At 67.3% G+C, this 12,071-nt stretch carries 10 protein-coding genes; 4 read left to right on the top strand and 6 right to left on the bottom strand.

All coding sequences use genetic code 11. The features are described from left to right. Window positions 1-130: 130 nt before the first annotated feature. The 4 genes from P4L93_00720 to P4L93_00705 all read right to left on the bottom strand — a co-directional run bounded on the left by P4L93_00720 (window position 131) and on the right by P4L93_00705 (window position 4,663). Window positions 131-277 carry a hypothetical protein gene (locus P4L93_00720; protein MDR3685474.1) on the bottom strand — a complete coding sequence of 49 codons (147 nt, stop codon included), beginning with the start codon at window positions 275-277 and terminating at the stop codon, window positions 131-133. A 502-nt stretch (window positions 278-779) separates the two neighbouring features. Next, complete coding sequence (locus P4L93_00715; protein MDR3685473.1) at window positions 780-1,715, bottom strand: LysR family transcriptional regulator; 936 nt, start codon at window positions 1,713-1,715, stop codon at window positions 780-782. Between the two features lie 943 nt (window positions 1,716-2,658). Continuing rightward, on the bottom strand, window positions 2,659-3,612 hold the full coding sequence (locus P4L93_00710) for an alcohol dehydrogenase catalytic domain-containing protein (protein ID MDR3685472.1): 954 nt from the start codon (window positions 3,610-3,612) through the stop codon (window positions 2,659-2,661). Window positions 3,613-3,694: 82 nt separating this feature from the next. Next, window positions 3,695-4,663 carry a polysaccharide deacetylase family protein gene (locus P4L93_00705; protein MDR3685471.1) on the bottom strand — a complete coding sequence of 323 codons (969 nt, stop codon included), beginning with the start codon at window positions 4,661-4,663 and terminating at the stop codon, window positions 3,695-3,697. Between the two features lie 342 nt (window positions 4,664-5,005). Between P4L93_00705 and P4L93_00700 the strand changes: the two genes are divergently transcribed. Further along, window positions 5,006-6,178: a PatB family C-S lyase gene (locus P4L93_00700; protein MDR3685470.1), complete on the top strand. Its 1,173-nt coding sequence runs from the start codon at window positions 5,006-5,008 to the stop codon at window positions 6,176-6,178. Window positions 6,179-6,181: 3 nt separating this feature from the next. Here P4L93_00700 and P4L93_00695 read toward each other — a convergent pair whose 3' ends face one another. Both P4L93_00695 and P4L93_00690 read right to left on the bottom strand, forming a co-directional pair. Then, window positions 6,182-7,873 carry a diguanylate cyclase gene (locus P4L93_00695; GenBank protein MDR3685469.1) on the bottom strand — a complete coding sequence of 564 codons (1,692 nt, stop codon included), beginning with the start codon at window positions 7,871-7,873 and terminating at the stop codon, window positions 6,182-6,184. A 57-nt stretch (window positions 7,874-7,930) separates the two neighbouring features. After that, window positions 7,931-8,848: an arginase family protein gene (locus P4L93_00690; protein MDR3685468.1), complete on the bottom strand. Its 918-nt coding sequence runs from the start codon at window positions 8,846-8,848 to the stop codon at window positions 7,931-7,933. Between the two features lie 175 nt (window positions 8,849-9,023). Between P4L93_00690 and hutH the strand changes: the two genes are divergently transcribed. From hutH to ortA, 3 genes are all read left to right on the top strand, one after another. After that, a complete protein-coding gene (hutH, locus tag P4L93_00685) occupies window positions 9,024-10,562 on the top strand; it encodes a histidine ammonia-lyase (protein ID MDR3685467.1) in 1,539 nt (512 codons plus the stop codon). 107 nt (window positions 10,563-10,669) lie between these two features. Next, a complete protein-coding gene (gene ord, locus P4L93_00680) occupies window positions 10,670-11,686 on the top strand; it encodes a 2,4-diaminopentanoate dehydrogenase (protein MDR3685466.1) in 1,017 nt (338 codons plus the stop codon). 14 nt (window positions 11,687-11,700) lie between these two features. Then, on the top strand, window positions 11,701-12,015 hold the full coding sequence (gene ortA / locus P4L93_00675) for a 2-amino-4-oxopentanoate thiolase subunit OrtA (protein ID MDR3685465.1): 315 nt from the start codon (window positions 11,701-11,703) through the stop codon (window positions 12,013-12,015). Window positions 12,016-12,071 lie beyond the last annotated feature (56 nt).

Here is a 12,071-nt window from a genome sequence, read left to right as displayed (position 1 = left end):
GCGGCAAGGCGCTGGTGCTGCTGGTACCGTACTTCGCTTGGGTAACCGTCGAGACGCTGCAGCGGCGGATACCACCGGCGCAGTGGGTGACCCGCCTCTTCAACGCTGCGATCCAGCCGCATGCGGGCTATCAGATGTGGTACCTGTGGGTGCTCTTCGCGCTGTTCGTGGTCTTCACGCTGGCTCGCATCGTCAGCAAGTCCGACATCTGGCTCGGCGCGGTGGCCGTCGGCATGGCGTGCACGCTCTTCTTTGCCTTACCGACGGTTGCCGGCATCGACAAGATCGTCTGGCTCTTCCCGTTCTTCGTGCTCGGTTACCTGTGTAGCAAGCACCGAGCAGCGCTGCACCGCCTCGACACGGTGTGGGCGATGGGAGGCGTCGTGGGCTTCTCGGCGCTGACCTGGCTGCGCCTGCCGGGCGTGGTCCCGGCGTTCGCCACTGCGACTACGGGGATCTCGGCGTGCTGGGCGCTCTTCCGCCTGCTGCCAAAGCCCATGATCTCGGCGCAGGCATGGGTTGGACGCAAGACATTGGGTATGTACGGCGGGCAGATGGTGCTGCTTCCATACCTGATCGTCGGTGCGGGTTGGCCTGGCGTCATCGCCTCGGAGGCGCTGATCCTCGCGGGCACGACACTGTTGGCCTGGGCGCTCGAGTTCACGGTCTTCACCCGCGCGGCGTTCCTCGGCCAGTGGCCCCGGTCCATGCGCACTGCCTCCGCGCCCCGCGGCCATGCCCACCCCCGAGCCGCGTCCGATCGCCCAGGAGCCCGAAGGCTAGGACGCCGTTGGGTGCGTCTGAGGAGCCGGCGGCGCTTCGAATCCGTTTGCCGCGTCGGTCAGTGCGCCGAGCACGGCGCGCATCGCCGGCGAGTCGCCCGAGCCGGCGCGCACGGCCGCGAAGATGCGGCGCTTCATCGGCGGATCGACGAGCGGTTCGATGGCGAGGTTGATGCCGCGCAGGTCGGTCATACGCGGTGCGATCCCCACGCCCAGACCCGCCTCCACCGCCGACCCGATCGCGCGGAAGTAGTCGCTCTCAAACACGATGCGCGGCTCGAAGCCAGCGGCCTGAGCGACGCGCTCGACAGCTTGGCGGCTGGTTGCACTCTCCTGAGCCACACACCACCGCTCGTGGGCAAGGTCTCGGAGTCGAATGGGCGTGCCGGCGAGCCGATGCCCCACGGGGAGGAGCACGAAGACCGGCTCCTCGAGCAGGTCGTACCGATCGACGCTGGGGTCGGCCTGCATCGGAACGAAGTCCCACTCGTGTGAGAGGGCCACATCCAGCTGGCCGGCACGCAGCGCAGGCAGCGAGCGGACCGGCTCGAGCCCGCGGGCGACGACCTCGAGGCTCGGGTGCTCGCGAGCAAGCCTTGCCATCGCTGGCAGTGCGATGCTCTGAGCGGCCGTCTGGAACACCGAGAGGCGCACGGTGCCACTGACCTCCTCGGAGAACCCGACCACATCGGCAAGCGCGGCCTCGCACTCGGCGAGGATCGTCTCGGCGTGGGCGACCAGCCGCTTGCCGGCGTCGGTCAGGCGGATGGAGCGTGCGGTGCGCTCCAGCAGCGGCACCCCGACTTCGCGCTCGAGCGTAGCGAGCTGGTGGGAAACCGCCGGCGGCGTGAGGTAGAGAGCCTCGGCGGCGGCGGTGATGGTGCCGCGCGCGGCAACCTCCCGCAGAATGCGCAGGCGGGTGTTGTTGAGCATCGGAGCTCCTTGAAACAGACGGCGGCGGGTCGAGCTCGGCAGGCGCATCCGTCGGCACGAGAGGTACTTATTTGGATGCTATACATAGAATAGAACAAATGGACGTTATGCTCAATCGGAGGCACGATAGGGTTGCTCGAACCCACGGACCGCCGAAACTCCTGGAGTGACTGCAATGCTGCTCGTTGCCGCCAAGACCCTGCTCACGCCGATGCTTCTCGCGCTCTGCACGGTCGTCTCGCACAGGTGGGGTGACGTGGTGGGCGGTTGGCTTCTCGGCCTGCCGATGGTTTCGGGCCCGATCTCGCTCTTTCTCACGCTGCAGCACGGCCCGATGTTCGCCGAGTCTGCCGCGCGCAGCACGCTACTGGGATTCGTCGCGTGCGGCATCTTCTGCTTGACCTACGTAATGCTCGCCGAGCACCGCTCGTGGAAGCTCTCGCTGGCAGGTTCTGTCGCTGCGTGCCTTGCGTCCGTCGCACTGCTCTCGCTTGTGCACCTCCCGCTTGCCGAGACGCTGATCGCGGTGGCGGTTGCGCTGCTGACAATCAACGCGCTGCTCGGATGCCCGGCCGAGCCGTCGCGATCGACTGCGACCCCGTCACGCCGAGGAGTTGCTGCGCGCATGGCGCTCTCGGCGACACTCGTTCTTGCGCTGACAACCTGCTCGGGCGTGCTTGGCGGGACTGTCAGCGGCCTGCTTGCGCCACTGCCGATCCTGGCCGCGCTCATGACCGCTGCTGCCCATCGCCGAGAAGGCGCCGCAGCCGTGCAGGGACTTCTGCGCGGGATGTCTGTTGGGATGTGGGGCGGCGTGGCGTTCTTCGGCGTGGTCGGGCTGCTGCTCGGAACCGCCACTCCGATCGCGACCTACTCGATTGCACTGGTGGCAGCAGCGCTCGCTGGATGGGTCGCGACGTGCGTTGCAGCCCAACGTCCAGGACTACGGCTCCAGCAGCACCTTCATGACGCCGCGCTCAGCCGCGAGGCTCATCGCTTCGAGGCCGTTGGCGAGCGGATACCGCTGCGCAATCAGCTGCGTGGGGTCGACATCGCCACGCTCAAGCAGGCGTATTGCGGGCGCGAACGGGCCGCAGCGTGAGCCCACGATCGTGATCTCGTCGACCACGAACGGCGAGAGGTTCAGGGTGACATCGCCCGCGTAGGTCGACTTGAGGACGAGCGTGCCGCACGGTCGTAGAGCCGCGCGAGCCATGCCCAACCCGCTTGGAGAGCCTGTCGCTTCCACTACCACGTCGTAGCTGCGGGGCGCGATGTCGCCCTCGACGATTGTGGCGATGCCGCGGGCGTGCAGCAGATCGCGCTGGAGTTGGTGGCGCGCCGCGACGTGCAACTCGGCGCCAGTCAGAGCGAGCACCTGCGCGACCAGCTGGCCGAGCCGTCCCGCGCCCACCAAGAGCACGCGATCCGTGGGTGCGATGTGGACCTGCGTCACGATCTCGACTGCCGCGGCGAGCGGCTCGGTGAAGACGGCGGCATCGTCGCTGACCGAGTTAGGGACGCGGTGTAGGTTGGCCAGTGGTAGGCGCACGAACTCGGCGTGAACGCCGTCGCGTGCCGATATCCCCAGGACGGTGCGACCCTCGCAGTGCGTCGGGCGGCCTGCTCGGCAGGTTTCGCACGTGCCGCACGCGTCGTTGATCTCGCCGACAACGCGCGCGCCGACCCACGCCGGGTCTGGAGCGTCAACGACCTCGCCGACGAACTCGTGGCCGAGCACACCGCTGTAGGGGTAGTAGCCGCGAACGAGCTCCAGGTCGGTGCCGCAGATGCCCGAGAGCCGCACTCGGATCAGCGCCTCGCCGGCCGCAGCCGCGTCAGGCATCGCAACATCGCGCATCGAAAGCTGCCGGTCCTCGAGCCAAAGCGCCTGCATGGGTCCTCCGATTCGCGCCGCCCAGACGCCCACCAGCATAGCGCGCGCCGCGCGGCCATCGGCGCATTCTGACTGCCGGGCGCTAGTGCTGGTTGAGCAGCGTCGCGAACGACGCGATGCTTTCGCCGCCAGAGACGCGCACGCGGCGCATCAGGAAGCCCTGGCTCGGCCGAGCCAGCCCGCCAAGCGTCGTGGTGGCGCCGAGATAGCCAGCCTGCTGGACCGCCGCCACGCCGGCCGCATCGAAGCGCCCCGACGGGTAGCAGAAGAAGTTGACCGGCACGTGGTAGAGGGCCTGCAGCTGCTTGCGCGAGCCAGTCACCTCGAACGCCAGCTGCCGGGCCGATAGGCCTGGCAGTTCGGTGTGGGTGACAGTATGGGAGTCGATCTCCCAGCCCGCCTTGATCAGCGCGCGGACAATCGGCTTCTTGAAACGCAGTTTGTGGCGGCCGACGATCAGGTTGAGCACTCCCGGCCACTGAAGCTCGTTGAGGAGTGGAGCCACGACGGTGAAGTCGGGCGTGTCGCCGTCGTCGAACGACAGCACGACGGGTTTGTCCGGCAGCGTGCCGCCGTTATGCCAAAAGTCGTAGACCTGCTGCAATGTCACCGCGTGATAGCCGTTGGTCGCGAGATAGCGCAGCTGAGCGATGAAGTCGCCCTGCCTGACGTAGAGATCGGGATTGGGCGCGCCAGCTGGAGCGATCCCGATGATGTGGTACATCAGAATCGGCACGCCGAGGTCGCGCGGTCCGGTGATGTCCGTCGCAGGCTGGGGGTCGGGAAGCCCGGCGATCGGTGGCAGCAGCTTCGCGGCCCAAGGCGCAGGGCCGCTGGAGCGGCTCGTCGATCCACTCGGAGTCGCCGAGCCAGTCGCGTCGGCCGGCCGTGTCCGGACGCGCGAGCCAGCCGCCGAGACCGCGAGCGGAGCGGCCGGCGCCTGTCTAGGGCCGGCCGAGTTCATCGCGCAGCCGGCGTCGAGCGCGCTCAGTGCGCAGCTCGCCACCAGAACTGCGGCGAGGGTGAGTCTCTTGAGTCGAGGCGATCGCACGTAGGCCCTCCGTCGATGCGGTCGGATCTGTGATGTCGGCCCCGAGGGCCGAGCAAACAGACTACACCCCAGTGCAAACACCGCGCCGCCAGCGCCAACCGATGGTCTTCAGGTTGTTTCATTTCATTGACGCAAGTCATTGGGCGCTCGCCGATGGCTGACTACAGTCGACGTGGACGCTCGAGGGGGGCGATCTTCAACGGCCCGGCGCAGCCCGTGCACTCCACGGACACGCCGGGCCGTCGGCGCACTGGGCTAGTCGCGCGCGCTGGGCTCGGCAGGTGACGGGTATCTTCGATACCCTAGACGACACTACCGAATCCTTGGACATCTGGAGCCAGCATGACCCCCGCCGAGAACCCCCCGCGCCAGCCACTCGTGGGCGCCGAGATCGATCGCCTGCGAAGCCTCACGTGTGCGAAGTGGAACTGGCACGACGAAGACGTCATCCCCGCGTGGGTCGCCGACATGGACCTGCCGCCCGTTCCGGCAGCGGTCGACGCAGTTCGCGCGCTGGTGGAGCGCGGCGACTTCGGCTACAACATGGCGGCAGAGTTTAAGCTGCCCGAGGCGTTCGCCGAGTGGCAGCAGACCAACCACGGCTGGTGCCCCGACACCGAGCGCGTGCGCGTCTTTTGCGACGTGATGCAGGTGGTCACCATCACGGTATGGCTGCAGACCAAGCCGGGAGACGGGATCGTCGTCTTTACGCCGGTCTACCCACCGTTCCTGGGCACGGTCGAGAAGACCGGGCGCCGCATCGTCGAGTGCCCGCTGGGCGCGGACAACGGTTGGGCTCTCGACCCCGAGCGGCTCTCGGCGGCTGTCGACGAGACGACGACGGCCATTCTGCTGTGCAACCCTCACAACCCGACTGGCCGTGCGTTCACTCGCGACGAGCTAACTGCGATCGCGGATGTCGCCGAGCGTCACGACCTGCTCGTCATCTCCGACGAGATCTGGGCCGACCTGCGCCATGGCGACGTCGTGCACACGCCGATGGCGCTGCTCGGCGACGAGATTGCGGCGCGCACACTGACGATCAACGCCGCGAGCAAGTCGTTCAATCTCGCGGGCCTGCGCACTGCCGTCGCGCATATCGGCCACGCCGGACTCGCCGAGGCGATCGCCGCCGTGCCGTCGCACGTCTTCGGCGCTGTGGGCTCGCCCGGCGCAGAGGCGTCGCTCGCCGCATGGACGCAGGGCGCACCGTGGCTCGCCCAGACCCGCGCGCATCTGACCGCGCAACGTGACCACCTCGCGGCGCGCCTGGCCGCAGAGTTGCCGGAGGTTGGCTTCACAGTGCCCGAGGCAACGTACCTGGCGTGGCTGGACTTCCGAGCACTGGAGCTAGGCGACGATCCGGCGAAACGACTGCTGGAGACGGCGCGAGTAGCGCTGTCGAGCGGACTGGACTTCGGCCATCGCGGGACGGGCTTCGCTCGGCTGAACTTCGCCACGACACAGCAGATCCTCGACGAGATCCTGGACCGGATCATCGAGGCGGTGCGCTAGCTGCTACATGCTCACGACGCGATTGCGGCCCGTCTGCTTCGCGGCGTACAGGCCGTGGTCGGCTCGGTCGATCAACGCCGAGAGATCGGTTGTTCCGTCGAGCGAGACGCACGTGACGCCGGCGCTGATCGTCACTCGAATCTGCGCGCGGTCGGACTCAACGACGGTCGCCTCGACCGTCGTCCGCAGCCTCTCGGCGGTCTCGGCGCCGGCCGGGCCGTCCATGCCTACGATGAGCACCAAGAACTCGTCACCGCCATAGCGAAGCGCCACGTCGGTCGAGCGGGAGTTGCTGCGCAGCTGGCGAGCGAGCGAGACCAGCACGCGGTCGCCGGCAAGGTGACCGTAGGTGTCGTTGACGGCTTTGAAGTGGTCGATGTCGAAGATCGCCAGACACACCGACTCTTGCCGAGCCACCGCAGCCCGCAGTTCCTCGGCGAGTACCGAGAGATGGCGCCGGTTGTACAGGCCGGTGAGCGGGTCGAGCGAAGCCTGGGCCTCGAGGCGCGCCTGGGCGATTCGGCCGTCCTCGACCTCACGCTCGAGCGCGAGGCTGCGCAGGCGATGGATCTCGGCGTCCTTGCGGGCACTTTCGAGCTGGTTCTCAACGCGAAGGTGCGCCAAGCGTGTCTGTGCCTCTTCATTGATCCGGGCCTGTTCGAGTTCGTGAAAGAGTCGGTACTCGCCGAGAGCCGCTCCCACGTCGCCGCGAGCTTCATAGATGCGGGCCAGCAGCTCATGTGCGGTATAGACCTCCACCGCGCGGCCAGCTTCAGACGCGATTGCGAGCGCCTCGCCCACTGCCGCGAGTGCCTCGTCGTAGCGTTCCTGCTCGACAGCGATGCGGCCGATAGTCATGAGGTTGTCGGCGGCGTCTTGCTCGGAGCCACACTCGCGGGCAAGGTCGAGACCGCGGTGCGAGTACTCGACGGCAGCGTCGAGGTCGCCCTTCTCGAGGTAGACGGTCGCGACCGTGTCGAGCACAGATACCTCGATGTTCCGATAGCCATGGGCCGAGACGTACTCGAGCGCGGCCATCGCCGTCTCCAGCGCGCTGTCGTAGTCGCCGAGCGAGAGGTAGGTGTACGCGAGGTTGTTGCGCGCGAGCGCCAGATTGACGTCGTCGTGCACTTCTCGGTAGATATCGATGGCTCGCAGGTGCTCGTCGAGCGCGTCAGCGGGGTGGCCCGAAACCTCGTGCACGCTGCCCATCGTGTCGAGCGCCTTGGCCTTGGCGGCCAAGTCGCCGACCTCCTCGGCCATACGCATCGCCTGAACCAGCACCTCGATGGCCTCGACGAAGTTGCCCTGGGAGAAGCGCGCCCAGCCCATCGTGGCGTACAGATCGGTCAGGATGGTGGACGGCTCTTCGCTATCGAGAAGCGCGATCGCCTGCGAAGCCTGCGACATCGCGACGTCCGAGAAACCCAGCGTCGCGTTGTAGTAGGCGAGCATGCTGAGCGCCTCGGCCATCCCGTGGCGGTACTGCTCGCCATCGGAGCCGACTTCGCAGGCAAGCTCGAGGCTGGCCTCCGAAAGTTCTTTGAGGCGGACGTAGTCGACTTGGCGAACGGCGCGTGCGTCGTAGTAGAGTTCGTCGGCCCGCTCTCGGCGAGCGAGGTCCTCGGCGCTGAGCTGCGAAGAGCCGCTCGTGGCGCTCGGGTGCTGAGTATCGCCTTCGACGAACTCGCTCAACGATGTCCCTTTCGTGCGATCCCAAACGTGGGGCCAACGCGTGTTGCCAGCTGGATTCTACCCCCGCCGAGCCAAGCCAGCCGCCGCTTCCAGAATGAGCAGCGCCGCGAGGCGCACGGTTCTCGCGTCGCGCGCGTCGATCGTTGAGTCGATCTCGGCGATGTCCATGCCGGCCACGCGCGGGTCGCGGGCGAGCGCGAAGACGAGCTGGCGCAGGTCGTCAGCACAGATGCCTCCGGGCGCGGCCGAGGGGCAGCCCGGAACCTCGGCGCGGTCGCACACATCGACATCGACATCGACGAACACCGGTCGCCCGCCCGCGCCAGCCACCTCGAGCGCCGCAGCCGCGACGGCATTGAAGTTGGCCGCGCGCAGGGCCGCTCGCGGCATCACCTTGATACCGGCCTCGCGCGCCCGAGCCGCATACGCCGCCGAGTTCGAGAAGTCCGCGATGCCGATCTGCACCACGTTGCAGCCGGGCAGCCCGGCTTCGAGCAGCCGGCGCACGGGTGCGCCGTTGTTGCAGCCGTCACGCAGGTCGTGGTGCGCGTCGATGGTGATCAGGCCGCACTCCGCCAGCCGCTCGGCGAACAGGCCGGTCATCACGCTGTACGTCAGCGAGTTGTCGCCGCCGATCGCGATGAGGAAGTGGCAGCGTCTGGCGGCCTTGGTCACCGCGTCTTGAACTCGCGTCTCGCCGTTGGGCCCGTCGGGTTCGATGATGTCGCCGAAGTCGAACGCGGACAGCTTAGCCACGTCGACCCCGTGACTTGCCGAGTAGGTCGAGTAGCGCATCAACGCTTCACGCACTGCGGATGGCGTCTCGTGCGCATTGGTGGGCGTGATCGAGGTCCGATACGCCGGAACGCCGAGCACGGCGATGTCGGCGACGCTCGCGTCGAGCGCGGGCGCGGGAACCAGCCACTCGCCGGCGCGAGGCCACAGGGGGTCGGATGGCAGCGTTTGGTCGGTCACGAGACTCCTCGTCTCATCGGCTCCGCGACGCTCCATCCGGTTGGAGTGGAGCAGTACCCCGCGGCGCGCCTACACTTTGCGGGCATCTTCTCTGATGCATCGGCTATCTCAGAGTATCCACCAATCGCGGGCTCTCGCCATCGCCGAGTCCCCGCCAACTCGAAGAAGGACCGACATGCCAGGCACCGTCACCGTATCCACCGGCCCGCTGACCATCGCCGACGTCGTTGCTGTAGCCCGCGCCGGCGCTCGCGTCGAGATTTCCGCCGAGTCGATCGCGGCCATCCAGCAGTCTCGCGCGTTCGTCGAGGAGCTCGCCAAGTCCGGCCGCGCCGTCTACGGCGTCTCCACCGGCTTTGGCGCACTTGCGACCAAGTACATCGATCCGTCGATGCGCTCGCAGCTGCAGCGCTCTCTGATCCGCTCACACGCAGCGGGGACGGGCGCCTGCGTCGAGACCGAGGTGGTCCGGGCGCTGATGCTACTGCGCCTGTCCACGCTCGCTACCGGGCGCACGGGAGTCCGCGTGCGCACGGCGCAGGCTTACGCGGACTGTCTAAACGCCGGGATAACCCCGTGCGTGCCCGAGTACGGGTCGCTGGGCTGCTCGGGCGACTTGGCGCCGCTATCTCACTGCGCGCTGGCAATCATGGGCGAGGGCGAGGTCCACGATGCGAAGGGCGTTCGGATGCCTACCGCCGAGGCGTTCGCCGCTGTCGGCCTGACGCCGGTCGAGCTGGAGGAGAAAGAGGGACTGGCGCTCATCAACGGAACCGACGGGATGCTAGGGATGCTGTGCATGGCCATCACCGACCTGCAAGCGCTGGTCAAGGTGGCCGATATCACGGCGTCGATGAGCATCGAGGCGCTGCTCGGCACAGACGCCGTGATGGCACCCGAGCTCCAAGCACTCCGGCCGCAGGTGGGGCAGGCGGCGAGCGCGCGCAACATGACGCGGATTCTGGCCGGCTCGCCCATCGCCGAGTCGCACCGCGAGGGTGACACTCGCGTCCAGGACGCCTACTCGCTGCGCTGCGCTCCGCAGGTCGCCGGTGGCGTGCGCGACACCATCGACCACGCGGCCGTGGTCGCCGGTCGCGAGCTTGCCTCGGCGATCGACAACCCGGTGGTGCTACCCGACGGGCGCATCGAGTCCAACGGTAACTTCCACGGGGCGCCCGTCGCCTACGTTCTCGACTTCCTCGCGATCGTCACATGCGATCTGGCCTCGATCGCCGAGCGCCGTACTGATCGGATGCTCGACCAGAGTCGGAGCAACGGTCTGCCGCCGTTCCTGGCGCAGGACCCGGGCGTGGACTCTGGCCACATGATCGCGCAGTACACGCAAGCTTCGATCGTGAGCGAGCTCAAGCGACTCGCGGTGCCTGCGAGCGTGGACTCGATCCCGTCCTCGGCGATGCAGGAAGACCACGTCTCGATGGGGTGGAGCGCGGCGCGCAAGCTGCGAAAGAGCGTCGATGGCCTTGCGCACGTGCTCGCTATCGAGATGCTCTCGGCGGCCCGGGCGCTGGACCTGCGCAAGCCGCTCGAGCCCGCCAAGGCGACCGGCGCGGTGATCGCCTTGCTGCGTGAGTACGTCGAGGGCGTTGGGCCGGACAGGTGGCTCTCCCCGGAGATACAAAAGGCCTACGAACTGATCGTTGATGGCAGCATCGTTGCGGCCGCTGAGGGCGTCGCTGGAGAACTCGAATAGGGCGGCGTCAGAAGAACACCGGCTCTTGTGGTCTGTCACATCTGCGGCCTCCGGAGTATGTTGCATAGACGTAGAACCGTTCTGCATCAATCTCAGGAGGTTCCCGCATGATCAAGGTCGCAGTATGGGGTGCCGGGATGATGGGCCAAGGGCTGCTCGGCTACATCTTGGATCGCCCGAACGATATCGATCTCGTCGGCGTGATCGATCGACATCCCGAGAAGCACGGCCTTACGGTGGGTGAAGTCATCGGCACCACGTGCGACATCGCCGTCACCGCCGATATCGACTCAGTGCTTGCCAAGAAGCCAGACGTCGTATGCATTCTCACCGCGAGCAACCTGCGCGAGATCTCCGACCAGGTCACCGCCGCGGTCACCGCCGGTTCCCACGTAATCTGCATCGCCGAGACGCTCGCCTATCCATGGGCGACCGATCCCGAGTGGGCCGAGCAGTTCGACGCGCTCGCCAAGCAGCACGGCGTCAGCATCCTGGGCACCGGCATCAATCCGGGCTTTGTGCTCGACGCGCTGCCAATAGCCCTGTCCTCAATCTGCCTGCGGGTAGACCGCATCGAGGCCTCGCGCATCAACGACCTGTCGCCCTTCGGCCCCACCGTGATGGCAAGCCAAGGGGTCGGCACGACCGTCGAGGAGTTCGAAGCTGGAGTCGCGGATGGCAGCATCGTCGGCCACATCGGCTTCCACGAGTCGATCGGGCTTATCGGCAAGGCGCTGGGCTGGGAGATCGACGAGATCAAGGAGACCCGCGAGCCCATCGTGACGGGCGTCGAGCGCGAGACGCCGTGCGTGAAGGTCGCTCCGGGCAACGTCTGCGGCTGTCGCCACGTCGCATGGGGGTATAGCAAGGGCGAGCTGAAGATCGAACTCGTCCACCCTCAGCAGATCCGTCCCGAAGCCGAAGGCCAGGACACCGGCGACTACATCAAGATCGTCGGCGACCCGAACGTTTCGATGGCCAACCAGCCCGAGATTCCGGGCGGCAAGGGAACGTATGCGAGCGTGGGCAACTACATCCCGCTGATCGGCGCAGCCGCACCGGGCATCGTGACCGTAGTCGACCTGCCGCTGCCGCGCTTCTGGGCTCCTACGACACGGGGGTGAGCTCCTTGTCCGACGTGCAGAACTGCAAGGCAGGGGAGTGGGTCGAGGTCGAGCGCGTGCTGCTCGAGCCCGCCGAGCGCGCAAGCAACCTGCCGGCTGAGACCGCGGGTCAGCCGTTGCTGACGTGGGTAAAGGGCTTCGCCGTCGCCGCTGTGGCACTCGGCGAGGAAGTCACGGTTGAGACGATGACTGGTCGGCGCGTGACCGGGCGGCTCTCGGCGATCAACCCGGGTTACTTCCACACGTTCGGGAAGCCGATTCCGGAACTGACGCACGTGGGTGCCGACCTACGGGCGCGCCTGGCCGCCTACCGAGCGGCAGGTGAGTGACGTGGCGAATCGCACCGACGCCATCCTGGCCCGCAAGGGCGAGATCATGATCCGAG

The organism is Coriobacteriia bacterium, assembly GCA_031292615.1.
Lineage (GTDB): Bacteria > Actinomycetota > Coriobacteriia > Anaerosomatales > JAAXUF01 > JARLGT01.
The sequence above is the reverse complement of the archived record's forward strand: the minus strand, read 5'-3'. Positions and strand labels throughout refer to the sequence as shown.